The sequence below is a fragment of the Snodgrassella sp. ESL0324 genome, assembly GCF_013344955.1.
In the GTDB taxonomy this organism is placed as follows: Bacteria; Pseudomonadota; Gammaproteobacteria; order Burkholderiales; family Neisseriaceae; genus Snodgrassella; species Snodgrassella alvi.
This window is the reverse complement of record NZ_JAAEDS010000014.1, coordinates 492,898-518,552: the sequence shown is the minus strand read 5'-3', so window position 1 is coordinate 518,552 and position 25,655 is coordinate 492,898. Positions and strand designations below refer to the sequence as shown.

27 protein-coding genes and 1 tRNA gene are annotated in these 25,655 nt (G+C 44.9%); 20 read left to right on the top strand and 8 right to left on the bottom strand.

The genetic code is table 11. From position 1 onward, the window contains the following. Window positions 1–27: 27 nt before the first annotated feature. Window positions 28–882, bottom strand: coding sequence for a DsbC family protein (locus tag GYY70_RS09405; protein ID WP_174832158.1), 855 nt, complete (start codon window positions 880–882; stop codon window positions 28–30). A 299-nt stretch (window positions 883–1,181) separates the two neighbouring features. On the opposite strand from GYY70_RS09405, the gene GYY70_RS09400 reads away from it, so the two are divergent. Together GYY70_RS09400 and GYY70_RS09395 are read left to right on the top strand one after the other, a co-directional pair. Beyond that, entirely contained in the window at window positions 1,182–1,979 is a 798-nt protein-coding gene (locus GYY70_RS09400) for a 3'-5' exonuclease (protein ID WP_084548356.1), read from the top strand. Window positions 1,980–2,037: 58 nt separating this feature from the next. After that, window positions 2,038–2,901 (top strand): prephenate dehydrogenase/arogenate dehydrogenase family protein, encoded by an 864-nt coding sequence (locus tag GYY70_RS09395; protein WP_174832157.1) that lies wholly within the window; start codon window positions 2,038–2,040, stop codon window positions 2,899–2,901. A gap of 81 nt (window positions 2,902–2,982) precedes the next feature. Here the strand turns inward: GYY70_RS09395 and GYY70_RS09390 are convergent, their stop codons facing one another. After that, complete coding sequence (locus tag GYY70_RS09390) at window positions 2,983–3,198, bottom strand: hypothetical protein (RefSeq protein WP_084563486.1); 216 nt, start codon at window positions 3,196–3,198, stop codon at window positions 2,983–2,985. 283 nt (window positions 3,199–3,481) lie between these two features. On the opposite strand from GYY70_RS09390, the gene GYY70_RS09385 reads away from it, so the two are divergent. Then, on the top strand, window positions 3,482–3,892 hold the full coding sequence (locus tag GYY70_RS09385; protein WP_180214740.1) for an ACT domain-containing protein: 411 nt from the start codon (window positions 3,482–3,484) through the stop codon (window positions 3,890–3,892). A 292-nt stretch (window positions 3,893–4,184) separates the two neighbouring features. On the opposite strand, the gene GYY70_RS09380 is transcribed toward GYY70_RS09385, so the two are convergent. Continuing rightward, on the bottom strand, window positions 4,185–4,688 hold the full coding sequence (locus tag GYY70_RS09380; RefSeq protein ID WP_084548358.1) for a phenolic acid decarboxylase: 504 nt from the start codon (window positions 4,686–4,688) through the stop codon (window positions 4,185–4,187). Window positions 4,689–4,809: 121 nt separating this feature from the next. Here GYY70_RS09380 and GYY70_RS09375 point away from each other — a divergent pair, with 121 nt between their 5' ends. Further along, a complete protein-coding gene (locus tag GYY70_RS09375) occupies window positions 4,810–5,685 on the top strand; it encodes a LysR family transcriptional regulator (RefSeq protein ID WP_174832156.1) in 876 nt (291 codons plus the stop codon). Between the two features lie 49 nt (window positions 5,686–5,734). On the opposite strand, the gene GYY70_RS09370 is transcribed toward GYY70_RS09375, so the two are convergent. After that, a complete protein-coding gene (locus GYY70_RS09370) occupies window positions 5,735–6,199 on the bottom strand; it encodes an Lrp/AsnC ligand binding domain-containing protein (RefSeq protein WP_037474892.1) in 465 nt (154 codons plus the stop codon). A gap of 177 nt (window positions 6,200–6,376) precedes the next feature. Between GYY70_RS09370 and GYY70_RS09365 the strand changes: the two genes are divergently transcribed. The 9 genes from GYY70_RS09365 to metG all read left to right on the top strand — a co-directional run bounded on the left by GYY70_RS09365 (window position 6,377) and on the right by metG (window position 17,025). Next, the gene (locus GYY70_RS09365; RefSeq protein WP_174832155.1) at window positions 6,377–7,633 is read left to right on the top strand and encodes a D-amino acid dehydrogenase; all 1,257 of its coding nucleotides are present in this window, start codon (window positions 6,377–6,379) and stop codon (window positions 7,631–7,633) included. Window positions 7,634–7,890: 257 nt separating this feature from the next. Further along, window positions 7,891–8,949 carry an alanine racemase gene (alr, locus tag GYY70_RS09360; protein WP_078475424.1) on the top strand — a complete coding sequence of 353 codons (1,059 nt, stop codon included), beginning with the start codon at window positions 7,891–7,893 and terminating at the stop codon, window positions 8,947–8,949. A gap of 119 nt (window positions 8,950–9,068) precedes the next feature. Beyond that, complete coding sequence (gene dapE, locus GYY70_RS09355) at window positions 9,069–10,226, top strand: succinyl-diaminopimelate desuccinylase (RefSeq protein WP_172338510.1); 1,158 nt, start codon at window positions 9,069–9,071, stop codon at window positions 10,224–10,226. Between the two features lie 10 nt (window positions 10,227–10,236). Beyond that, a complete protein-coding gene (gene argF, locus GYY70_RS09350; protein WP_370521180.1) occupies window positions 10,237–11,235 on the top strand; it encodes an ornithine carbamoyltransferase in 999 nt (332 codons plus the stop codon). Window positions 11,236–11,270: 35 nt separating this feature from the next. Beyond that, a complete protein-coding gene (locus GYY70_RS09345; protein WP_025331352.1) occupies window positions 11,271–12,494 on the top strand; it encodes a multidrug effflux MFS transporter in 1,224 nt (407 codons plus the stop codon). A 70-nt stretch (window positions 12,495–12,564) separates the two neighbouring features. Beyond that, complete coding sequence (pheA, locus tag GYY70_RS09340; protein WP_025331351.1) at window positions 12,565–13,641, top strand: prephenate dehydratase; 1,077 nt, start codon at window positions 12,565–12,567, stop codon at window positions 13,639–13,641. Window positions 13,642–13,704: 63 nt separating this feature from the next. Then, on the top strand, window positions 13,705–14,310 hold the full coding sequence (locus tag GYY70_RS09335) for a TIGR00730 family Rossman fold protein (RefSeq protein WP_174830618.1): 606 nt from the start codon (window positions 13,705–13,707) through the stop codon (window positions 14,308–14,310). Continuing rightward, window positions 14,304–14,867: an SCP2 domain-containing protein gene (locus GYY70_RS09330; protein ID WP_174832154.1), complete on the top strand. Its 564-nt coding sequence runs from the start codon at window positions 14,304–14,306 to the stop codon at window positions 14,865–14,867. The genes GYY70_RS09335 and GYY70_RS09330 overlap by 7 nt, the downstream gene beginning before the upstream one ends. 100 nt (window positions 14,868–14,967) lie before the next feature. After that, window positions 14,968–17,025, top strand: a complete 2,058-nt coding sequence (gene metG / locus GYY70_RS09325; RefSeq protein WP_174832153.1) for a methionine--tRNA ligase — start codon at window positions 14,968–14,970, stop codon at window positions 17,023–17,025. A 146-nt stretch (window positions 17,026–17,171) separates the two neighbouring features. Here metG and GYY70_RS09320 read toward each other — a convergent pair whose 3' ends face one another. The 4 genes from GYY70_RS09320 to GYY70_RS09305 form a co-directional block, all read right to left on the bottom strand. Beyond that, window positions 17,172–18,458 (bottom strand): dicarboxylate/amino acid:cation symporter, encoded by a 1,287-nt coding sequence (locus GYY70_RS09320; protein WP_078475366.1) that lies wholly within the window; start codon window positions 18,456–18,458, stop codon window positions 17,172–17,174. 334 nt (window positions 18,459–18,792) lie between these two features. Further along, a tRNA-Pro gene (locus GYY70_RS09315) sits at window positions 18,793–18,869 on the bottom strand. A gap of 82 nt (window positions 18,870–18,951) precedes the next feature. Next, a complete protein-coding gene (locus tag GYY70_RS09310; protein WP_174832152.1) occupies window positions 18,952–19,665 on the bottom strand; it encodes an SAM-dependent methyltransferase in 714 nt (237 codons plus the stop codon). Further along, window positions 19,662–20,252: a nucleoside triphosphate pyrophosphatase gene (locus GYY70_RS09305; protein ID WP_174832151.1), complete on the bottom strand. Its 591-nt coding sequence runs from the start codon at window positions 20,250–20,252 to the stop codon at window positions 19,662–19,664. Before GYY70_RS09305 ends, GYY70_RS09310 begins: the two co-directional genes overlap by 4 nt. Window positions 20,253–20,303: 51 nt before the next feature. On the opposite strand from GYY70_RS09305, the gene GYY70_RS09300 reads away from it, so the two are divergent. The 7 genes from GYY70_RS09300 to fabD all read left to right on the top strand — a co-directional run bounded on the left by GYY70_RS09300 (window position 20,304) and on the right by fabD (window position 25,651). Beyond that, on the top strand, window positions 20,304–20,807 hold the full coding sequence (locus GYY70_RS09300; protein ID WP_174832150.1) for a DUF177 domain-containing protein: 504 nt from the start codon (window positions 20,304–20,306) through the stop codon (window positions 20,805–20,807). Between the two features lie 32 nt (window positions 20,808–20,839). After that, the gene (rpmF, locus tag GYY70_RS09295) at window positions 20,840–21,019 is read left to right on the top strand and encodes a 50S ribosomal protein L32 (protein ID WP_025331343.1); all 180 of its coding nucleotides are present in this window, start codon (window positions 20,840–20,842) and stop codon (window positions 21,017–21,019) included. A gap of 163 nt (window positions 21,020–21,182) precedes the next feature. Continuing rightward, entirely contained in the window at window positions 21,183–21,710 is a 528-nt protein-coding gene (locus tag GYY70_RS09290) for a phosphoribosyltransferase (protein WP_174832149.1), read from the top strand. 9 nt (window positions 21,711–21,719) lie between these two features. Further along, window positions 21,720–22,739, top strand: coding sequence for a phosphate acyltransferase PlsX (gene plsX, locus GYY70_RS09285; protein ID WP_174832200.1), 1,020 nt, complete (start codon window positions 21,720–21,722; stop codon window positions 22,737–22,739). A gap of 78 nt (window positions 22,740–22,817) precedes the next feature. Beyond that, window positions 22,818–23,780 (top strand): beta-ketoacyl-ACP synthase III, encoded by a 963-nt coding sequence (locus tag GYY70_RS09280; RefSeq protein ID WP_174832148.1) that lies wholly within the window; start codon window positions 22,818–22,820, stop codon window positions 23,778–23,780. 24 nt (window positions 23,781–23,804) lie between these two features. Further along, on the top strand, window positions 23,805–24,668 hold the full coding sequence (locus tag GYY70_RS09275) for a hypothetical protein (RefSeq protein ID WP_084548368.1): 864 nt from the start codon (window positions 23,805–23,807) through the stop codon (window positions 24,666–24,668). A gap of 38 nt (window positions 24,669–24,706) precedes the next feature. Next, window positions 24,707–25,651, top strand: a complete 945-nt coding sequence (gene fabD / locus GYY70_RS09270) for an ACP S-malonyltransferase (protein ID WP_174832147.1) — start codon at window positions 24,707–24,709, stop codon at window positions 25,649–25,651. Window positions 25,652–25,655: the final 4 nt, after the last annotated feature.

Below are 25,655 nucleotides of genomic sequence, written 5' to 3'. Positions count from 1 at the left end.
GTGCGGCTGCTTTTTCTATGAATAATGCTATTTCTGATTTTTATTCAGTTCCTGCTCTAACTCATTTTTAAGCATTAGCCCTGAAATGGTTTTGCCATTCGGGAAGACCAAAGTAGGTGTGCCATCAAAGCCATATTTATTTCCCAGTTTTATGATGTCAGCTACCGGATTATCACAATTGGCAACAGCAGCAGGTTCTTTGCCCTTGCGCATCCACTGAGTCCATGCGGTTGTACGCTCTTTCTGACACCATATCTGCACAGCCTTTTTCTGTGCATTTGGATGTAAATCAGGTACCGGCATCAGGAAAGTATAGACAGTAATATTGTCTATCTGGGCAATTTCTTCTTCGAGTTTTTTACAGAACGGGCAGTCAGGATCGGAGAATACAGCCATTACTCGCTGACCACTACCGCGAACCTCTTTAATTGCTTTTTCTAATGGCAATTCTTTAAAGTCTATTTTGGACATATCGCTGACTCGCTGTTCGGTAAGATTTTTCCGGTGTTCCAGATCAATCAGATTGCCAATCATAACATAGGCAGCATTTTCATCAGTATAAATAATCTGATTGCCGGTAATTACTACTTCATAAATACCTTGTAACGGTGTGGTATATACACCCTGTATATTTAATTCAGAACCCTTGAGCATTTTGCTCATTTTACTGGCCAGATTGGCATTTATTTTTTTACTGATTTCCGCATCAGCAGGGCGACCTGCGTCAGTTACATTATTGGCTGCTGATACAGATGCAGTTGTATTACCTGAGGCCGACTTTGCCGCAGAATCAATATTATGTACAGGTGTACCGTCGCATGAAGCAATTAGCGGTATGGCCAGTAGGGGTGCAAGCCATTGCCATAGATAAGATTTTTTCATATTGAAATTCTTTTTCTGTCTGTTAATGTATGCCCTGACTGAGAAAGGCATAAAAGTATCCAAGTGGGAAGTTTTGCTATTTTATCGCTAAACAGGATAAATCCGGCAGAACGCCAGACTAGCTGAAAACAACGAAATCTATAGTCTGTTTTATCTGCTTTTATGCAAGGCCTGTCCGGCTACGCGTTAGTATAAAGCAATCATGTTATAAGTGTAATGTTGTTTTGTAGTTAAACGGCTGGCGCAGCCAGTGGCTTCATGCCACAATACTTATCCGATAATTAATATGAATTCTTGCTATGACTCCGATTTTGGCTTTCGACATAGAAACTGTGCCGGATGTAGCCGGCATTCGTGTTCTGAATCATTTGCCGGCAGAGGTCAGTGATGCTGATGTGGTGGAATTTGCCTTGCAGCAACGACGAGCCAAAACCGGTAACGATTTTATGCAGCTGCATTTGCAGCAGGTAGTGGCTATTTCCTGCTGTATGCGCTGGGGGACGGATAAAATTCATGTGGGCAGTATCGGAACACCGGAAGACAGCGAAGAAACTTTAATTGCACGTTTTTTTGAGCTGATTGAAACTCATACACCTCAGCTGGTGAGCTGGAACGGTGGTGGCTTTGATTTACCAGTATTACATTACCGTGCTTTGATTTATGGCATCAGTGCGGCTCGCTACTGGGATATGGGCGAGGGTGATTTTGGCGACAGCCGAGATTTTAAGTGGAATAACTATATCAGCCGCTATCATGCACGCCATTGTGACTTAATGGATTTACTGGCTTTATATCAGTCCCGTGCCTGTGTACCTCTGGATGATATGGCCAAACTATGCGGCTTTCCGGGAAAGCTGGGTATGGACGGTAGTAAAGTCTGGGCAGCTTATCAGCAGGGCGAGCTGGCACAGATCAGGCATTATTGCGAAACCGATGCAGCCAATACTTATTTAATGTATCTGCGCTTTAATCTGTTACGCGGTTTTCTGGATGCAGACGAATATGAGCAGGAAATCCGTTGTCTTAAAGGTTATCTGAGTACGCAACAGGCAGCGCACTGGCAGGAGTTTCTGAGTGCATGGGGCAGATCGGTCTGATTATCAAAACAAATAAGCCGAAAACTGAAATGATGATTTGTATGAGATGTTTTCTGAGATGAATATGCGCAGGCTGGTGCTGGTCGGAGTGGGGCTGATTGGTGGCTCTCTGGCACTGGATTTAAAACGTGCCAGACTGGTTGCTGAAGTAGCCGGCATTGATATCGATGCCGATAATCTGACTCGTGCACTGGAACGGCGGGTAGTTGATTATACCTATACGCAGATTAATGCAGAGAGTGTGGCAGAAGCCGATATGGTGCTGATAGCCACTCCGGTGAATACTTTACCGGCAATTTGCCGTCAGCTGGTTCCCTATTTATCTGAGCATTGTATTGTTACTGATGTGGGCAGTACCAAGCAGCTGGCATTAAAAGCCTTTGCTGCTGAATTACCACATCATTATCCGCGCTGTGTGGCCGCTCACCCGATTGCCGGTTCAGACCGGCATGGTGCACTGGCGGCGCAGTTTGGTTTATTTGCCGGAAAAAAATGTATTGTTTGCGCTCATGAACAGCAGGACGAAGCTGCATTACACACAGTTGTTGCTATGTGGCAGGCTGTACAGGCGCAGATTTATCATCTGGATGCGGCACGACATGATGCAATTTTTGCCGCTGTCAGTCATTTACCGCATATGCTGGCTTATGCATATGTACACCAGTTGGCCGAAGCAGCAAATGCCGATGAATTGTTGCAATTTGCCGGCAGCGGGTTTCGGGATTTCACTCGCATTGCAGCCAGTAATCCGCAGATTTGGACAGATATCTGTCTGGCTAATCGTCAGGTACTGGCTGGTTTACTCCAGCAGCAACAGCATGAACTGGCATATTTACAGGAATGTCTGCAACAAGGGGATGCACAAAAGTTGACTGCTTTTTTTGCAAAAGCACAGAAAATACGCGAAGACTGGCATAATTAGTATTTATAAACCGAAGTCAGCGGTAGTGTTGTCTGATGACGGTTTGGTTTGGACTAAGTTATGGTTAGATAAAGTGTTTTTTTATGCTTTTTGCGGGAAAAGATATGTGCAGTTAATGAATTTTGCGGTATTTTTAATTAAAATAACTATATTTTGTCGAATTAATACAAAATATGACTTGCTATGCATGCGTAGTTGAGGCATAATTCGCTTCGTTAAATCAGCTCCTAGTTGGTTTAACAGTTTCTCCTCTATTTCTCCTTTGTAGACTTGGCGCACACTTAATCGTGTGCGCATTTTTTTATCCTTTTTTCTTTATGTTAATGGAATTTTAAATCTGATGGTCTGTATTAGTATTTTTTTGATGGCTGAGTAAATAAATATAGTCTGATGTGTAGTTGCTTTCAGCTTCGGTGACAGAATTATTCATAATGGCTTGAGTAAGTGAATTTGCCAGACAGATACTGGTAATCAAAGGTATTCGGTGCTGTCATGCAAATAGAATTAATGCTAGGATAAATTTTTTTGACCAATTTAGTCATTAGATGACCGGTCTGATTGTTTCTGAGGATACTTTGATATGGACGCTAAAATCTCTGGTGAAAGTAATCTGCAAATTTTGCTGCAATCTGCTTCACCGCAGCATAATCCGGGCAAATATGTATTTTGTACTGTACAGCAGCCTGCATCAGCATTACTGACCGCTGCTGTGGCGATTATGCAGGAAAACGAAGGTACTACACTGGTTTTACCGCAGGCAGTTGCTGATGAATATCAGCAGAATTATGAATATATTGCTGGCTGGATTACATTAATGGTGCATTCTTCGCTGGCTGCTGTCGGGCTGACTGCTGCATTTGCGCATGCACTGGCACAACAGAATATCAGTTGTAATGTTATAGCCGGTTATTATCATGATCATATTTTTGTAGCTGATGATGATGTGCAGCAAGCTTTGGTTATTCTGAATAATCTGGGTCAGGCATCATAGTTAGCTTATGCGATAGATAAAACCATGAATGATGATGTTCAATAACGGTGTTGGTGGTTTTGTTGAGCGGAGAAAGAAAATAATTTTGACTGTTTCTATGCTTTGCTGAAACTAAGTTCAGGTATTCAGGGGCTTATCAGTACGTATAATTTTACCGGTCAGCAAAAAAATAACCATGCTAAGTGTTAACGCTACTATAGTTGTCTTTCTGTATTTAAAAACTGGGATTTTTGCAGAATAAACAGAACAGGGCAGACAATTTATTGTTTGCCCTATGGTTCAGGATAAGTACTTAATGGTGATGCGGAAAGTCTGCCGGTAATTCACTGGCCGGACAGTTAATAACGTTTTCATCATTTTCGCCACAATCTTCAATAAAAGTAATGGTGGCAAATTCGTCAATAACTTCTGTCGGATAAACCGGGCCTGCTTCACGATAGGCTTCCATTTGTGCAATATGCTCGTTCTGGAAACAAACAGTATGTTCGGGATTATTCATTACCCAGCGCGGGAAAAAGATGGTGCCGTGAAATAATTTGTCTTCCAGATTGATAATCAGGCTGACATCTGTACCGGTAGGTTCTGTCCATGAAATTTTATATACGCCGGCTGCTACGCGTACCAGATAAACTTTCTGATCTTTTACCCAGCGGTTACCCACCAGACCGCTATGAATACGATAATCGATAGTGGTGGCATTTTTAACATAAACTTCGTAGTTCCAGCCATTGTCGTAGGTATAAACCAGATGTTTACCAAGAATGTTACTTAAATCGGCAGTATCAAATGCAGGCATTTTTTCACCTTTTGAATTGTAGTTAATCTGAATAAAAACAAATGAAGTGTAAACCTGTATTTATCTGATGAATAACGCTAATATTGGTTTAAACTGTTCCAAAATTTCGATTGATTAAGTAATGAAAACAACGCTGGAGCAATGGCAGTTATTGCAGGCCGTAGTCAGTTACGGCAGTTTTGCCCGTGCTGCTGAAGCTTTTAATCGCAGCCAGTCTTCGCTAAGTTATCAGCTGACGCTGATGCAGGAACGTCTGGGGGTAACGCTATTAACTATAGTCGGCCGTCGTGCAGAACTGACGGCATCCGGACAGCAGTTGCTGGCACAGGCATTACCACTGTTACAGGGATTTGAAGCACTGGAAAATCGTTCACGGGCTCTGAAACGCGGTGAGCGGGCAAGATTAGACTTGGTAGTAGACAGTATTTTTCCTAAATATCGCCTGTTTTCAGCATTGCGCTGTTTTCAGCAGGCTTATCCGTCTACTCAGATACATCTCACAGAGGTGTTGCGCAGTGAAAATTGTGCTGTTTTACAACAGCGGCAGGCGGATGTTTATATTATCACCCCAAGTGCTGAGATGATGAGGCAGGGTAAGTTATTGCTGGAGGTGAATTTTGTAGCAGTTGTGCGGCATTCGCACCCTTTACTGGATTTACCGGCACCATTGAGTCAGGATGTTCTGATGCGTTATCCGCTGATTGAAATTGTTAGTCGTGAACAACAGCAACTGCCTTACAGGCAGATTACTGCATCTGAAAACTGGACATTCACCACGATTGAAACAGCTATTGAGGCAGTCAGTCAGGGGGTGGGTTATGGCTGGCTGCCGGAAGAACGGATTAAAAATCAACTGGCCTGCGGAGAATTAAAATTATTGCCATTGCGCCAGGGTATGCGCCGTGCAACGCCGGTTTATTTATTTCTCAATCAGGATGAAGAACAGCTGGATGATGAAACTGCATTACTGGTAAAGTATATTCAGGATGCTGAATAAGTATACAGCTGCGATGTAATGTAGTACCGGACATAATGCAGCCGAAGATTTATTCCAGATGCAACATCTGCTCTTCTTTTACTTCTTCCATAACAACATAACTGCGGCTTTCGGCTGCTGCCGGCAACTGTAACAGAATGTTACCCAGCATATTGCGGTAAGCGTGCATATTCGGCAGGCGAACTTTTATCAGGTAGTCGTATTCACCGGAAATCAGATGACATTCGAGCACATGCGGAATAGTCAGAACTTCACGCCGGAAGTCTTCAAAAATATTGCCGGATTTAGAGCGCAGTTTGATTTCAACAAATACCAGCAGGCTCTGATTCAGGGCGCGAGGATTGAGGCGGGCGTGATAGCCGGTAATAATGTTTTCCCGCTCCAGCCGCCGTACCCGTTCGGTAACCGGTGTGGTGGAAAGGCCAACCTTATCGGCCAGCTCGGTCATGGTCATCCGGGCATTTTTCTGAAGCAGGGACAAGATTTTCATGTCCACTTTATCTATATGGTGCATGGTTTTTGATAGTTTGAATGTGAGTATTTATTAAAATACTCCATTTTTTTGTTTAAATAAAGTGAAATTCACTATCAGGCTTTGTTTACACTAGGGAAAGTAACTGAATTAAGATATTTGTGAAATTTGTGGTTAAACCAATAGGTTATTCCGGTTAAGTACCAGAGAGAGGATATTATGAAAGTGCTGATTATGGGAGCCGGTATTGTGGGGGTAAGTACTGCATGGTATCTGGCTAAAGCAGGACATGAAGTCACTGTGCTGGAGCGCGCTGATCAGGCTGCAATGGAAACCAGTTTTGCCAATGCCGGTCAATTATCATATGGTTATACCACTCCGTGGGCAGCACCCAATATTCCGGCCAAAGCATGGAAATGGCTATTTAAAGAACATTCCCCTTTGTTGTTTCGTCCTGATGGCAGTCTGTTTCAGCTGCAATGGCTCTGGCAGATGTACCGTAATTGTAATGCCCGAAGCTATGCCACCAATAAAGAACGCATGGTGCGGATTTCCGAGTACAGCCGTGCGATGTTACAGCAATTGCAGGCAGAAGAAAATATTCAGTTTGAAGGTCGCAGCAAAGGTACTTTACAGATTTTCCGTACAGAAAAAGAGGTTATCGATTCCCGTTCCGATGTAGCTGTTTTACAGGAATTCGGTGTGCCTTTACAGGAGCTCAGCAGTGTTGCCGAATGTGTCCAATACGAGCCTGCACTGGCACATATGACCGGAAAGCTGGCCGGTGCCCTGTATTTACCACAGGACGGCACGGGTGACTGCCATTTATTTACTACTGAGCTGGCCAGAAAATGTGAAGATCTCGGTGTAAAATTCCTCTACAGGCGTGCTATTACTGAAATACAGCAGGATAAATGCAGTATTAAGGGTGTTATGGCCAATGGTCAGTACTTTACTGCCGACCATTATGTTTGTGCTCTGGGCTGTTTTAGTCGCAGTATGCTGAGCGGACTGGGAATTAATCTGCCGGTATATCCGGTTAAAGGTTACTCACTCACTATTCCGATTACCGATGAAGCAAAAGCACCGGTTTCTACTGTGATTGATGAAACTTATAAAGTGGCAGTAACGCGTTTTGATAAACGTATCCGTGCCGGTGGTATGGCTGAGTTGTCTGGTTATCGTATTCATCTGAACCCTAAACGTAAAGCAACACTGGATTTGGTGGTGAATGATTTATTTCCGGATAGCTGCCGGACTTCGGAAGCTTTTTTCTGGAGCGGTCTGCGCCCGATGACACCCGACAGTACGCCGATTATTGGCGCCAGCCGTTTTGTGAATTTGTCTATCAATACCGGACACGGTACGCTGGGCTGGACAATGGGGCTGGGTTCGGGAAGAATTCTGGCTGATTTGATTAGTGGTGTTAAACCGGAAATTGAAACCAGTGATTTATCGCTGGCTCGTTATGTTTAAGCAAGTTCAGAACGATTCGGGTAAATTTTGCTCTTATCGGCGCTTATTTTGTCCCGTTTGTCAGGGCAGACAGAAACGGTAAAATTTTTTATCATAATATTAATATATTATTAATTTATCTGATACGGCTGGCAGTTATGGTGATATATGAAATTCAGATAGAGATAATGATAAAATTTTATTACTGAAAGCTGTTGCTGCATGGCGGCTTTGCTTAAATAATGAAATTTGATAATCAGGATAACAGGGGAGCAATGATGCGTCCGTTAGTTGCGCAGATTCGTTTGAATCACTTGCGTGATAATTTTCTGGCTTTAAAGCAGATGCATGGCGGCGGCAAAATGCTGGCCGTGGTTAAGGCCAATGCTTATGGACATGGCGCTGTGCGCTGCGCGCAGGCACTGGCTGATATAGCTGATGGTTTTGCAGTGGCCTGTATCAGTGAGGCAGTGCAGTTGCGTGAAGCAGGTATACAATTACCGATCATCATGCTGGAAGGGGTTTTTGCTGCTGAAGAATATGCGCTGGCAGACCGTTACCAGTTGTGGCCTGTAGTAGGTAATTTATGGCAGCTGGAAAGCTTACTGGATTATGACTGGCAGAAACCGGTAACAGTCTGGCTGAAAATGGATTCCGGTATGCACCGAACCGGCTTTTTCCCTCATGATTATGCACCTGCCTTTCAGGCTCTGATTCAAAGCAGTAAGGTAGCTGATGTGGTGAAAATGACCCATTTTGCCTGTGCAGATGAGCCGATGAAAACCATGACGGCTGAACAGATTCGTACTTTTGAGCTGACCTGTGCCAATTTGCCCGGTGAGGTAAGTCTGGCTAATTCGGCTGGCATAATGGCCTATCCGCAAACACAGTGCGGCTGGGGACGGGCGGGGCTGGCACTTTATGGTATTTCGCCGATGGGTGGTGCTGATAGCCGTTTCAAGCCGGTAATGCGGCTGGTAAGTAAAGTATTCGGAGAACGGGTTTTGCAGATGGGAGAACCGATTGGTTATGGTGCCAGTTATGTCACTACCCGTTCAACTCGTGTCGGGCTGGTGGCCTGCGGCTATGCAGACGGCTATCCGCGCCGTGCGGCAACAGGCACACCGGTGGCAATTGACGGGGTACGCAGTTGTGTTCTCGGTCGGGTTTCCATGGATATGATGACAGTTCAGCTGGATGACCACCGGCAGTCACTCGGCAGTGAAGTGGAATTATGGGGTGATGTTGTTAATGTAAATGAAGTAGCCGCCGCCGCCGGAACCATTTCCTATGAGCTGCTGTGTAATGTTAAACGTGCTGAAATGGTGTATGAATAAATGGTATGGATTGTCAATTATTGGGTAAATGTTTGGCAAGACAGAAAAATTGGTTTATAAAGATGTAATATGTTCTCAGGCAGCCTTTCAAGCTGCCTGAAGTTATTTTTTTTGAGTTTATGATAATGGAAATAGAAACACTGAAACTGGCCAAAGATTTGATAGCACAGCCATCTGTCACACCGGATGATCATGGTTGTCAGCCGTTGCTGATGAGCCGTCTGACAGCACTGGGATTTAATATTGAAACCTTCAGATTCGGGGAAACGGATAATTTTTATGCTGTTTACGGCCGGCAGGGGCCGCTGGTTTGTTTCGCCGGTCATACTGATGTGGTACCAACCGGCGATGAAAGTCGCTGGACTTCGCCTCCGTTTACACCTGCAGAGCGTGATGGATACCTGTATGGGCGTGGTGCTGCCGATATGAAAAGCAGTATTGCAGCTTTTGTGACTGCTTGCGAACGCTTGCTGGCTCAGCAACCTGAATTGCCGTTGCGTCTGGCTTTGCTGATTACTTCTGATGAAGAGGGTGACGGGCACGATGGTACCAAACGTGTGGTCGAAGTTTTAAAAGAGCGGGGAGAGCATATTGATTACTGCATTGTGGGTGAGCCTACGGCAGTTGATACACTGGGTGACATGATAAAAAACGGACGACGTGGTTCTTTGTCGGGTACGCTGCAGGTGCACGGACGCCAGGGACACATCGCTTATCCTCATCTGGCTGCCAATCCGGTACATCTGGCTGCTGCGGCACTGGCTGAGTTAACTGCCACGCACTGGGATGACGGAAATGCTTATTTTCCGCCTACCGGATTTCAGATTTCCAATATTCATGCTGGTACAGGCGCTACTAATGTAATTCCCGGAGAGCTTACCGTACAGTTTAATTTCCGGTTCTCAACGGAATCGACAGCGGAAAGTCTGCGCCGGCAGGTACATGCCATACTGGATAAATATAATTTAAACTATGATTTGCAGTGGGCTTTGTCCGGAGAACCGTTCCTGACCGCTGCAGGACGTCTGACTACGGTAGCACAGGCCGCCATTGAGCGTGTTTGTGGTGTGAATGCTCAATTATCTACCACAGGCGGTACGTCAGACGGTCGCTTTATTAAGGCTATCGCCAGCGAATTAATAGAACTGGGTCCGGTTAATGCCACGATTCATCAGATAGATGAGTGTGTGGATATTGCCGCAATAGCTCAGTTATCGGCTATTTATGAGAATATGCTGCAACAGCTGGCACAGGCTGATTTTACTCATGCTGCATAAGGAGAAACTAATGGGGATGCTGAAACAGAAACATTTTTTAAAACTGCTGGATTATACGCCGGCAGAAATTCAGACGCTGCTTGATCTGGCTGCCAGCCTGAAAGCTGAAAAGAAAAATGCAGCGGAGCAGCCGCGTCTGACTGGTAAAAATATTGCTCTGATATTTGAAAAAACATCTACCCGTACCCGTTGTGCTTTTGAAGTGGCTGCGCATGATCAGGGTGCACATGTGACTTATCTGGACAGCAGTGGCAGCCAGATCGGGCATAAAGAAAGTATCCGTGATACTGCACGGGTTCTGGGGCGCATGTATGACGCGATTGAGTATCGTGGTTACGGACAGGAAATTGTCGAGCAGCTGGCTGAATATGCCGGTGTTCCGGTGATTAATGGTCTGACCAATGAATACCATCCGACGCAAATGCTTGCTGATTTGCTTACTATGAAGGAAAACAGCAAAAAGCCCTTGAATCAGATTGCCTATGCTTATGTGGGTGATGCCCGTTACAACATGGGTAATTCTTTGCTGGTTGCCGGGGCCAAAATGGGTATGGATGTACGTATTGGTGCACCGCGGGCTTTCTGGCCGAATGACGCTCTGGTAGAACAGTGCCGCTCAATTGCAAAGCAGACCGGTGCACGGATTACATTAACTGAAGATGCAGCCGCAGCTGTTAATCAGGCTGATTTTATTCATACCGATGTCTGGGTATCAATGGGAGAAGCGAAAGAAACCTGGAAAGAACGGATTGAGCAGCTCAGACCTTACCGCGTTGATGCCCGTCTGATGGCTGCCAGCAATAATCCTGAAGTGAAATTCATGCATTGTCTGCCAGCAATTCATAACCGCGATACTCAGGTAGGACAGTGGCTTTTTGATGAGTTTTCTCTGGATGGCGCCGAAGTAAGTGAAGAAGTATTTGAAAGTGTTGCTTCTATTGTTTTTGAACAGGCAGAAAACCGGATGCATACCATTAAAGCAGTATTGGTAGCATTATTAACTACCTGACCGGGGCAGGCCTGTAGTAAATGGAAAGAATGGTTATGAAAACATCCCCCAATCAGTTACCTATTAATCCGCATTATCTGGCATTATTGTTGTCAGTGATGGTGGCTATTATGCCGTTTTCCACAGATATTTATTTATCTTCTGTACCGGAAATGGCGACTTCTTTACACGCACCGATTGATCAGATTGAACGCAGTCTGGCCAGTTTCATGTTTGGTGTTGCGCTCGGACAATTGCTTGGGGGGGCAATATCCGATATTAAGGGGCGCAAAATCATTGCTATGATTGGTCTGAGTGTCTATCTGGTGTCAGCTATTGCTATTGTCTTTATTCACTCAGCCGGAGAATTGCTGTTCTGGCGCTGGATTCAGGCACTGGGCGGCGGTATGGCCACTGTTACAGTTGGTGCAACTGTACGTGATTTCTTTCATGGCAATGAAGCCGCGAAAATGTTTGCCACCATTGGTATTATTACTCTGGCTGCACCACTGGCTGCGCCCATGCTGGGTACAGCACTGGCTGCTCTTGGCGGCTGGCGGGTTATCTTTATATTTCTGCTGGTATATGCTCTGGCCGTACTGATTTGCGTATGGCGGTTTATGCCACAGGTTAAAATGGATATTCAGCCATTGGATAGCAAAGTTTTTCGCAAGATAAAAGAAAATTTTTCAGTGGTTTTTCATGAACGCGAAGCGTTGGGATTCATGTTTTTTCAAACTGCTGCTTTTGCAGCTATGTTTGTATTTCTGACTGAATCTTCCTTTTTGTACATGAATATATATGGTCTTAGCCCGCATCAGTATTCATGGGCCTTTGGTGCCAATGTGATTACTATGATGCTGTTTAACCGGGTAACAGCCTATCGTCTGCGTACTACGCCGGCTCGCAACATTTTGCTTGGCGGTGTGCTGTTGCAGTTAAGCTGTAATTTATTATTAACCATTGTGGTATGGAGTATGGATCGTCCGCCTTTCTTCCTGTTACTGTTGCTGATTATGTTTTCAATTGGTTCACAGGGTTTGATTGGTTCCAATACTCAGGCGTGTTTCATGAGCTATTTTCGTAAAATCGGCGGCAGTGCCAATGCTGTACTGGGAACAATGCAGTTTCTGATTGCCGCTACTGTAGGCTGGCTGACTACACTGCTGCATAATGGTTCGACACATGTGATGCCGACAATGATGCTGATTTCCACCAGTTGTGGTGCCGTATTATTATGGGCTTTATCACATACCGCATGGCAAAAAAAACATAAATAATAACGGGCAGCCCGCAGTAGGCTGCCTTTTTCTTGTTTTTCTGAATAAACTATTAATAACACTACTAATTATGTCTGATAACGATAAACTCAAACCACACCGCGATGCTATAGACCGGATTGACAGTGAAATTCTGCGTTTGTTAAACCAGCGAGCCACTCATGCTCAGGCCATTGGTACATTAAAGGGGGAAGGCATAGTGTACCGTCCTGAACGTGAAGCAGTTGTTTTACGCCGGATTCAGGAACAAAATCCGGGGCCGCTGTCCGGTCAGGCAGTTGCCCGTTTACAGCGGGCGATTATGAGTGAATGTCTGGCACTGGAACGACCGTTAACTGTCGCTTATCTCGGACCTAAGGGTACATTTACCGAACAGGCTGCTATTAAACATTTCGGTCAGGCTGCACAGACACATCCGTGTACTTCAATTGATGAATGTTTCCGTCTGGTCGAAGCGCAGCAGGCCGATTATGTAGTGACACCTGTCGAAAACTCTACTGAGGGGTCGGTGGGGCGCAGTCTCGACCTGCTGTTAACCACACCTTTAAAAGCTTGTGGTGAAGTCAATCTGCGCATTCATCATCAGCTACTGCGTGCTGTAGCATCGCAACAGGATATCACTAAGGTTTATGCACATGCTCAGGCACTGTCGCAATGCCGGAACTGGCTGGATAAAAACCTGCCGGAGCAGGTAGCCCGGATAGCTGTTGCCAGTAATGCAGAAGCAGCACGACTGGCTGCCGCAGACAGTAGTGCAGCGGCCATTGCCTCAATGATGGCTGCCGATTACTATCAGTTGCAGATACTGGCTCAGAATATCGAAGACGAACCAAATAATACTACCCGTTTTCTGGTATTAGGGCGGAATATCACGACCAGCAGCGGTAAAGATAAAACGTCACTGGTAGTGGCTGCTCCCAATAAAGCTGGTGCCATGCATGATTTACTTCAGCCTTTTGCAGATCATCAGGTATCTATGACAAAACTAGAAAGTCGTCCCAGCCGCGGTGGTTTGTGGGAATATGTGTTTTTTATTGATATCGAAGGTCATCAGCAGAATGAGGATGTGGCAGCTGCATTGGCTGTCTTGCAACAGCGTTCAGCTTTTCTGAAAATAATTGGTTCTTATCCGCAGGCTGTGATTTAAATGCAAAGTTAATATTTATCTGAAGCAGATACCATTGACTGCTGGCATGGAGATAAAACAAATATGAAAAATATTGTTGTATATTGTGGTTCTAATCTGGGGCAGAACAAAGCTTATTTCGACGCAGCTCAGCAGCTGGGACAGGAAATGGCTCAGCAGGGATACCGTCTGGTTTATGGTGGCGGCAATATTGGTCTGATGGGTACGATTGCTACTGCTGTACTGGAGCATGGTGGTGAAGTTATTGGTGTTATTCCGAGTTTTCTGAAAAATCTGGAAGGTGCGCATCCGGGGTTAACCGAATTGTATGAAACCACCAATATGACCGAACGCAAAAATAAAATGATTGAACTGGCTAACGGCTTTATTGCCATGCCCGGCGGACTGGGAACTTATGAAGAACTGTTTGAAGTTCTCTCACAAGCTCAGCTGAAACTGCATCCTCATCCGATAGGAATTCTGAATGTAGCCGGTTTCTTTGATCCCTTAATTCAAATGCTGCAAAATACAGTCACTGCCGGTTTTATGCCGCCGGAAAACATGGATTTACTTTGTCTGTCTGCCAAACCAGCGGAGCTGCTGGAACAAATGCGCCTCTGGCAGCCGCGTGATGCAGTTAAATGGGTAACTCCGCAATGGGCGCAGCAAACCAGAGAAACTTTATGCTGACCTTAGCTGTTCTTAATCACCTTATCCAGCAGAATGTGGAACTTAAAGTGCGCTGGCAGCAATACCGGCAACGGGTTGTAGCGCTGGTGTTGCCTATGCTGACTCTTAAAGGGCGCATTGATGATCAAGGATTCTGGCAGGAAGATTCTGCAGAAGCTGAAACCACCATTATTATCGCTCCGACAGCTCTGACTAAAATGCTCAGTGGTGTACAGCCGGGAGTGGGTGACGTACAAATTACTGGTGACCGTACCCTGGGTATGGCGATTTTGCCGCTTATACAGGCATTGCAGTATGACTGGCGTGACGATCTGGCCAGACTGCTTGGTGATGCTGTGGGCGGAAAAGTGGCGCTGGAACTGGAGAGTCTCTATCAGCAAGGCTGCGCTATTGGTCAGAATATTGCAGCACAGGTTGCAGATTATGCACAGGAAAGTGATGCGATTGTGGTCGGGCAGAAGCAATTACAACGTTTTTCTGCTCAGGTCGGGACATTACGTGATGATACAGCCCGACTGGCCGCCCGAATTTCTCGCTTGCAGCAGAAAACTGACTAATACTCCGGCACGTGAGTGGTTTATGAGCCGTTACTGTAGCAGAGAAACGGCTCTGGTATAATTTCAACGATTTTTACTAGATTCTAACGATACATCAATCATGACAAAACAACGCAAAATACTGGTTACTTCAGCCTTGCCCTATGCAAACGGTAATATTCATCTGGGACATATGGTTGAACATATTCAGACTGATATCTGGGTGCGTTTCCAGAAAGCCCGCGGACATGAATGCTATTACGTCTGTGCAGATGATACGCATGGTACACCGGTCATGCTGGCGGCACAGAAACAGGGAATAACACCGGAAGAAATGATTACTCAGGTACGTCAGAATCATCTGGCTGATTTTACCGGTTTTGGTATCGGCTATGATAATTATTACAGTACGCACTCACCTGAAAATGAAGCTTTATCACGCAGCATTTATCTGGCGTTAAAAGCCAATGGAAAAATTGAAAGCCGTACTATTGAGCAATTATTTGATCCGGAAAAGAATCTGTTTTTGCCCGATCGTTTTGTTAAAGGTGAATGTCCGAAATGTCATGCACAGGATCAGTATGGTGATAATTGTGAAGTTTGCGGCACTACTTATAGTCCTACCGAACTGATTAAACCGTATTCTGCTATTTCCGGCGCTACTCCTGTGCTGAAAGAATCTGAGCATTTCTTCTTTAAACTCGGAGAATGTGCGGATTATCTGAAACAGTGGACTGCCGGCAGTACCCAGCTGAAAAATGGTCGTGAGCAGCCGCATTTACAGGCAGAAGCCCTGAATAAAATGAATGAATGGTTGCAGAATGATAGCCTGAGTGACTGGGATATCAGTCGTGATGCGCCTTATTTCGGCTTTGAAATTCCGGATGCTCCCGGTAAATATTTTTATGTGTGGCTGGACGCACCTATCGGCTACATGGCATCATTTAAAAACCTGTGTGAACGTCTGGGTATTGATTTTGATCAGTGGTTCTGTGCAGATACTGATACTGAAATGTATCATTTCATCGGTAAGGATATTTTATATTTTCATGCATTATTCTGGCCGGCTACTTTGCAATACGCCAATCTGCGGGCACCAACAGGCATATTTGCACACGGTTTTCTCACGGTAGACGGACAGAAAATGTCCAAATCACGCGGTACTTTTATCACAGCCCGTTCCTATCTTGAGCAACGACTGAATCCCGAATGGCTGCGTTATTATTTTGCAGCCAAACTCAATAGCAGAATTGAAGATCTGGATTTAAATCTGAATGATTTTATCGCCCGGGTTAACAGTGATTTAGTTGGTAAATACATAAATATCGCCGCACGTGCTGCCGGATTCATCAGCAAACGCTTTCAGGGAACACTGGCTGATGTTAGCAATAGCGAGCTATTGCCACAGCTACAGGCACAAAGTGAAAATATTGCTGCCAGCTTTGAAGCACGTGAGTATGCGCGTGCCTTACGTGAAATCATGGCATTAGCTGATGTGGTCAATGAGTATGTCGATGCCAACAAACCATGGGAGCTGGCGCGACAGGAAGGACAGGAGACACGTTTACAGCAAGTATGCAGTGAACTGATTAATGCTTTCCGTATTCTGACCGTATATATGTCACCAGTATTGCCTAAGCTTGCTACAGAAGCAGCCGCTTTTCTGAATGTGGCGCCATTAAGCTGGGCTGATAGTACAACCTTATTACCTGCCGGTCATCACATCAATGCATATCAGCATCTGATGCACCGGGTGGAACAGAAACAGATTGATGACCTGATTGCCGCGAATCAGCAGAATATTCAGACAGTTGAGACTGCTGCTGAAACAAAGTATGAGCCTGTGGCAGATACAGCTTCATTTGATGACTTTATGAAAATCGATATGCGTGTTGCCAAAGTGCTGACATGCGAAAAAGTCGAAGGCAGTAGCAAACTGCTCAAATTTCAGCTTGATCTTGGTTTTGAGCAGCGCACAATATTCTCTGGTATTGCCGCCAGCTATCCTGAACCAGAAAAACTGGCCGGAAGAATGGTCATTGTGGTAGCCAATTTTGCGCCGCGTAAAATGGCAAAATTTGGCATGTCTGAAGGGATGATTACTTCAGCTGCCGGTAATGGCAAACTATTTTTACTGGATGTGGATAGTGGGGCTGAACCGGGTATGAAAGTCGGCTGATTATTTTGCTGAAAAACCAGACCAGCTAATATTGCTGGTCTGGTTTTTTTATTTATGAATTAAAAAAGTGATGAGATGGTTAATCTCATCACTTGGTATAAGGAAATCAGATTTCTGTAAGCAGAATTTTAAGCTGTATGAAGTGCTTATTTCAGTACTTCATGTAAACGTTCTTCATCAAGGCTTTTTTCCCAGCGCGCAACCACAATAGTGGCACAGGCATTACCTACCAGATTAGTCAGAGCACGACACTCAGACATGAATCTGTCAATACCCAGAATCAGCGCCATTCCTTCCACCGGTACAGAAGGTACTACCGATAAGGTCGCAGCCAGGGTGATAAATCCTGCTCCTGTTACACCTGCGGCGCCTTTTGAACTTAACATGGCAACCAGTAACAGCAGTATTTGCTGTTCCAGTGTCAGGTCAATATTACATGCTTGTGCAATAAATAATGCCGCCATGGTCATGTAAATATTGGTACCGTCCAGATTAAACGAATAACCGGTTGGTACTACCAGTCCGACAATTGATTTCTTGCAGCCGGCTTTTTCCATTTTCTGCATCAGTGTAGGCAGGGCGGCTTCAGATGAGCTTGTACCCAGTACCAGTAACAGCTCTTCCTTAATGTATTTGACCAGCTTGATAATCGAAAAACCGTTATAACGGGCTACAGCACCCAGAACAATCAGAATAAACAGAACGGAAGAAATATAAAAAGTCAGAATCAGATAGAGCAGATTACCAATAGAACTAATACCGTATTTACCTATGGTAAAAGCCATAGCGCCAAATGCACCTATCGGGGCTGCACGCATTAGAATAGATACCATTTTGAAAACGGGCGCCGATAAATCCTGAAAAATATTAATCAGCGGGCGGGCTTTTTCACCAATCAATGCCAGTGAAATACCGAACAGAATAGCAATAAACAGAGTTTGCAGAATATTGCCATTAGTTAGCGGGCTCATGGCGGTAGTCGGAATAATATCCATCAGAAAACCGGTCAGGCTGGATTCATGGGACTTCTGCACATATTCGTGTACCTTGGCACTTTGCAGTGAGCTCGGGTCAATATTCAGACCATGTCCCGGCTGGGCAATATTGGCCACAACCAGCCCGATAGCCAGAGCCAGAGTAGAGAAAGTAAGAAAGTAAACCATAGCCTTGCCGGCGACCCGCCCCATGGTTTTCATATTGGTCATCTCGGCGATGCCGGTTACCACTGTAAGAAAAATAACTGGGGAGATGATCATTTTCACTAATTTGATGAATGCATCACCTAAAGGTTTCATGCTTTCGCCAACAGTAGGGAAAAAGTTGCCAAGTAAGATACCAATAATAATGGCAATAATTACCTGTACATATAGGATCTGATACCAGCGCTGTTTTTTCGGTGGTGGATTCATTTCCTCAATTTCGAGTGGTAACATGTTTACCTTTCAATGGGTTGTGTTTAAAGGCTACAGTTTTTTAACGTTATTATGTAGTAGGATGTAACATAATTGGCTGATTATAAAGCCTACATAACTTAACAGAAAAGCATTATTAATTACTAAATGACAGTTATAAGCCGGATTAAGTTGCGAAATAATTTTTTTCTTTATAAAAATAGATGGTTAAATTGAATATAATTATAGTTTACAATCATATTTTTACAGAAAAAAATAATCACTATTTCCTAGTTTAAAGTAATTTCATTTAATATAATTTATTTTTTTATAAAAAAACCGTTTGCCTGAAATTAAGCAAACGGTTTTTAAAATATGGTCGGAGTGAAAGGATTCGAACCTTCGACCCCCTCGTCCCGAACGAGGTGCGCTACCGGGCTGCGCTACACTCCGAAAGAAGTTGTGCATTATAGGCAGCGACGAGGACATTGACAAGAGTGAAGCGCAAATTAATTTCAAAAAACATCAGTTACAATTATCCGGCATAAATAACGAACAGACATGGTCTTTTTTTCAGCGGTGGCAATGCCGGCATTTTTCGCCATGCTGCTATATTCTGACTAATAATAGTTTGGGTCGGCATAGTTAAATCTGCGGCAATACACAAACGGGTTTCAGAATGTAAAGTCGCAATAGCGTCAGCCAGTAAAACATCATTACGGTAAGGAGTTTCAATAAAAAGCTGGGTTTCATTTTCCTGTCGTGAGCGCTTTTCCAGAGTATGCAAACATTCAATACGTGCGTTTTTTTCAGCAGGCAGATAACCTTTGAAAGCAAAACACTGTCCGTTGGCGCCAGAAGCCATCAGAGCCAGCATGATACTGGACGGTCCCACGAGCGGCATTACAGTGAACCCGGCCTGATGTGCCAGCGCCACCAGTTGGGCTCCCGGGTCTGCGACAGCCGGACAGCCTGCTTCACTAAGTAATCCCATGTTGCGACCGGCCTGCAAAGGTTGCAATAATTTAGCGATATCCTGTTCAGGAGTGTGTTCATTCAAAGTGCGCAGATTCAGCTCACGAATCGGTGTTTGCACACCGAAAGCTTTTAAATGAGCCCGTGCTGTTTTTTCTGCTTCAACAACAAAGTCGGTCAGGTTAACAATGCATTTTTGTTCATGCGCAAGCAGACAGGGTGTATCTGCATTTCCCAGTGGTGTCGGGATAAGATAGAGTATAGGACTGCTCATAAAATATTTATTCCTTCTGCCAGCAAAAAATCCACCAGACGAAAAACCGGTAAACCAATCAGTGCATTCGGATCGGTGCTTTCGATGCGTTTAATTAGTAAAGCGCCCAATCCTTCACTTTTTGCCGCGCCGGCACAATGTACAGCATCCGGTTCACGATTCAGATAATGCTTAATCTGCGCATCAGTCAGTGAACGCATCATGACGCGTGTTTCATCAATATGCTGATGCAGGCGGTTTTCAGCAGCATTCAGTACCGTAAGTGCACTGTAAAATATCACTTGCTGACCACTCAAATAGTGTAACATCTGTTGTGCTTTTGTTACGGTTAGTGGTTTGCCCAGTTGCTGCCCGCGACATAGCGCAACCTGATCGCAACCAATAATCAGAGCATCCGGATAAAGACTGGCTAGAGAGTATGCTTTGCCGCTGGCCAGACGCAACGCTGTTTGTGGTGCGGTTTCAGCAGAAAGTGGCGTTTCATCAAAATCAGGTTTAACCGCGTCAAAAGGGATGTTTAACTGCTGAAGTTGTTGCTGGCGAAAACGGGAGCTGGAAGCCAGAATCAACTTTTTCTCTCTTGGCATAAGTGCGAACTCATTGACATTATAAAGTTTAAATTATATCATCCGCCGTTTATGTTAGACCCTATTTTGATTGATACGGCCACGTTCACACGTGAACAGCAGCAACGCAGCGGTCAATTGCAGCTTCAGGCACTTGACCGGCGGGTTTGGTCGCATGAACTTTTAGCGCAACGCGAAGGCATTATCCGGTATCAGGTTTGCGGTGGTATTGACCGCTGGCAGCGTCCTTTTCTCGATATCAGTGTGGAAGGTCAGCTGGAACTGGTGTGTCAGCGCTGTTTACAGGCTGTTTCCTGGGCGCTGAATGACCAGTCGCATGTGGTGCTGTTTACCAGCGAACAGTTGCTGGACGAGGCCATGGCCGCTGATGAAACACTTGAAGGCGCGGTATGGAGTGCAGAATATAATCTTGCTGCACTGCTGGAAGACCAGATTTTAATGGCCATTCCGGTTGCACCGCGACATGAAGACTGTGATCACACTCTGGCAACCCAAACCAATCAAGAATCAGGTAATCCTTTTGCCAGACTGGCAGGACTGAAAAGCGGCCACTAACGAATTAACTTACATTACCCAGGAGCTTTAACATGGCAGTACAACAAAACAAAAAATCACCTTCAAAACGTGGTATGCACCGTTCACACGATGGTCTGACCGCTGTACAGGTTTCTACTGATACCACTACCGGTGAAGTACATTTGCGTCACCACATCTCTCCAAACGGTATGTACCGCGGACGTAAAGTAGTCAAAGCCAAAGGTGAATAATTCACACCTTTGATTATTCAATACGTATGAAAGCCAGACATTGCATCTGCAATCACTGGCTTTTTTGTATCCAATATTAGCAGGGTAATTATCCTGCTAAAATAAACTGCTTCCACTTTCCCGGCAGCCTCAATGGCCTGCTTTACACTGACTCGGGTTTCCCATGAAAAAAATCTGGTATAACTACGAAGACATACATCGTGCCATTAAACAGCTGGCAGAAAAAATTCAGAAATCAGAGCATTCATTTGATGCAATGATCGCTATCGGTGGTGGTGGATTTATTCCGGCACGTATATTGCGTAGTTTTTTGAATATTCCTGTATATACCGTTACTTTGTCTTATTATGATGTTAACGACTGCCCGACTGACCAGCCGCAGAAAATACAGTGGACCAATGGTTTTGACGAAAAATTAAAAAACAAAAAACTACTGATTGTTGATGAAGTGGATGACAGCCGGGCTACGCTCGAATACTGTATTCGCGAATTACAGCATGAAGGATTCCAGCATCTCGGGGTAGCAGTACTGCATGAAAAGCGCAAACCCAAAAAAGGGATATTGCCGGCAGGTTTACCTTTTTATAGTGCAATACAGGTTGATGACTGGTGGATTAACTATCCTTGGGATGCGCTTGATATTGATGAGCACTACGAGCATGTTGCAGCCCAAGCTACATCAGAGGCATGATCTATGACCCTGAAAACCATTGCTGTAGATGCCATGGGCGGCGATTTCGGTCTGGATATAACCATTCCGGGGGCGCTGACATTTTTACAGCAGCAAACTGACGCAGCACTGATTCTGGTTGGTGATGAAGTCAAAATCAGAAATGCATTAAATAAAGCTAATGCTTCCATGGAGCGGATTACCATTTGTCCGGCCAGTGAAGTGGTAGGCATGGATGAAGAACCGACTTCTGCGCTCAAGAATAAAAAAGATTCTTCGATGCGTGTGGCTATTAATCAAATTAAAGAAGGCCAGGCACAGGCAGCTGTATCAGCCGGCAATACCGGTGCACTGATGGCAACTGCCCGCTTTGTATTGAAAACCATTGACGGTGTTGATCGTCCGGCAATTGCTAAATTCCTACCCGGCCGCAATAATCATATGACACTAGTGCTGGATCTGGGTGCCAATGTCGATTGCAGCAGCACCCAGCTTTTGCAGTTTGCTATTGTTGGTAGTCAGCAGGTGGCGGCACTGTTTCCTGAAAATACGCAACCAAGAGTAGGTTTACTCAATGTCGGTACTGAAGACATTAAGGGTAATGCAGCTGCTAAAGAAACTCATCAGCTTTTACGACGCAGTGATCTGAATTTTGTCGGCAATGTTGAAGGTAATTCTATTTTTACAGCTGAAGTTGATGTGCTGGTAGTTGATGGTTTTACCGGTAATGCAATGCTCAAAAGTATCGAAGGAGCGGTGAAATTTGCCGGTTCAGTTGTTAAAGAAGAGTTTACCCGCAGCTGGTTTAATAAACTGGCCGCATTAATTGCGTTACCAACATTAAAGGGGTTTAAGCGACGTCTTGATCCGCGGCGTTTTAATGGTGCCATTTTTCTGGGATTACGTGGTGTCGTAATTAAAAGCCATGGCGGTACGGATGCTACAGGTTTCTGTTTTGCCCTGCAGGAAGCTTATAAAGCCATTAAAGCAGACTCAATTACAAAAATTCAGGCCGGTGTTGCGCGTCAGCTGGCTGTTATGGAAGAATAAATCACCTTGTTGCAAAGGCAGACAAGTTAAATGACTTTGTTTAAAATATGCCCTTTGCCGTAAATTAAAGACTATGCCATGCTGAATGCCCATATTCTGGGTACAGGCAGTTACCTGCCTGCACGCCGCCTGACTAATGATGACCTGAGCAAATTTGTTGATACCTCGGATGAGTGGATTGCAACGCGTACCGGTATCAAAGCGCGTCATATTGCTGCAGAAAATGAACAAACCAGTGATATGGCTGTTTCTGCAGCACAGATTGCGCTGGCCGATGCAGGTATTGATGCAAACGAAATTGATCTCATTATTGTGGCTACCTCAACTGCGGATATGACATTTCCTGCTACTGCCTGTATTGTGCAGAATAAGCTGGGTATTTCCGGCTGTCCGGCATTTGATGTTCAGGCAGTTTGTGCCGGATTCATGTATGCAATGGCTACTGCCAATGCTTATATTAAAAGTGGCATGGCCAGTAAGGCACTGGTTATCGGCGCGGAAACGTTCAGTCGTCTGCTTGATTGGAATGACCGGCGTACCTGTGTGTTGTTTGGTGATGGTGCTGGTGCAGTTATTCTGGGTGCTTCCGAACAGCAAGGCGGTATCATCCATACCAAATTACAGGCTGATGGTAATTACAGTCATATTCTGCAAACACCGGGAAAAATTGCAGCAGGTAAGATTGAAGGTTCACCCTATCTGTATATGGACGGGCAGGCTGTCTATAAGTTTGCAGTAAAAGCGCTAGCCAATATTGCAAAAGAAGTCATTGATCAATCCGGTTTACAACCGTCTGATATAAACTGGATTATTCCGCATCAGGCCAATCTGCGCATTATCGAATCTACTGCACGCCATCTTGGTGTATCAATGGATAAAGTTATTGTTACCCTTGCTGAGCAGGGCAATACATCTGCTGCCTCTATCCCGCTGGCACTGGATGAAGGAATTAAATCCGGTCGGATTAAGCGTGGCCAGACCTTGTTGCTTGAAGGTATCGGAGGTGGTTTTGCCTGGGGTGCAGTTACCTTAATATATTAATAATATTCCTATCAGGATCGGATTATGCTATCTCAATCTGCGTTAGTCAATATGTATCCGGTTGTAATGTCGCCCAGTCATGACGGGCGGTATTTTGGTAATTATGTACAATCATTGCTGGCTTTAGTTGCTGAGCATACCAGTGCAGGTTTTCCTATACAGGTATTTATGCATCAGGGTGAAAGTCTGATAACCCGTGCACGGAATAACTGTGTAGCAGAATTTCTGTCACATCCGGAATGGACGCACTTATGCTGGATTGATACTGATATCGGTTTTTCACCGGAAGCTTTTCAGCGTCTTCTGCTGGCAGATCGCGATATTGTTGCAGGTGTCTATCCGCTCAAGCGTGAGTCATGGCCGGAAGAAGGTATTCCTGCGCATATGACCCAGCAGCAGTTTAATGCTGCTTATACTCGCTATACCATTAATATCAGCCAGGCAGATACTAATCATGAGGTGCATGTACAGGTAGATGATGAAGGCTTTATTGAGTTGCCGGAAGCACCGACCGGATTTATGGTTATCAAGCGGGAAGTATTTATCCGGCTGATGGAAGCTTATCCTAAGCTGCAATATCATCCTGATTCTATCGGTGTTGCTGATAGGGGATATCACTATCGTTTTTACGATTGTCTTATTGATCCGGTGACGAAGCGTTATTTATCTGAAGATTTTAGTTTTTGCCGCTTATGGAATCAGTTAGGCGGTAAGATTTATATTGATGCACACTCTGATCTGACCCATATGGGTAACAAAATCTACCAAGGGCCTTTTGCCCAGTCACTGGAAGCTAATCTTGCTTACGCAATAGGTGCCCCGGCAGGTGCCAAAATGTTTCTGCATTACGAACAGCCATTACAGACCAATCAGTCTCCGGCACAATAATTGTCCGGACATTAGTTTTATTCAATTCAAGGAAGATCATGAGTATTGCTTTTTTCTTTCCCGGACAGGGGTCACAAAGTCTCAATATGATGTCCGGCTTTAATGATATGCCGGTTGTTAAAGAAACATTTGAACAGGCATCAGAAGCACTTAATCAGGATTTATGGACATTGATGAACGGGGAAGACAGCACAGCCCTGAACGAAACCGTTAATACTCAGCCCCTGATGCTGACAGCCGGTATTGCCACATGGCGTGTATATCAGCAATTGCATGGTCAGTTACCTGTGATGCTGGCCGGACACAGTTTAGGAGAATATACTGCGCTGGTCGCTGCCGGCAGCCTGGCATTTCATGATGCTGTGAAACTGGTTCGTCTGCGTGCACAATTAATGCAGGAAGCTGTACCGGCCGGAGAGGGTGCCATGGCCGCAATACTGGGACTGGATGATGATATTGTGCGTCAGGTATGTTTACAGGCACAAAATGAATTATCCGGTACAGTGGCCGAAGCCGTAAATTACAACTCACCCGGTCAGGTGGTGATTGCCGGGACTGCTGTTGCCATTAATCGTGCCTGTGAGCTTGCTAAAACTACCGGAGCCAAGCGTGCACTGCTGTTACCTGTATCCGTGCCTTCACACTGCTGTCTGATGAAACCAGCTGCAACCAAACTGGCTGCGGCCATGGAGCAGATTAATATTTCAAAACCACAAATTCCGGTATTGCATAATGTTGATGTTGCGGTGCATTCAGAACCGGAAACAATTAAACAGGCTCTGGTACAGCAGTTATATTCACCTGTGCGCTGGACTGAAACAGTAAGCAAACTGGTAGCTGACGGAATAACAGACTTTGCTGAATGCGGTCCGGGTAAAGTGCTGGCCGGACTGGCTAAACGGATTGATAAGAGCGCCAGTTGCGTTGCATTAACCAGTGTGCAAAGCATAGAAAGTTTTATTGCTGCACATGCTGAGAGCTAAAGGA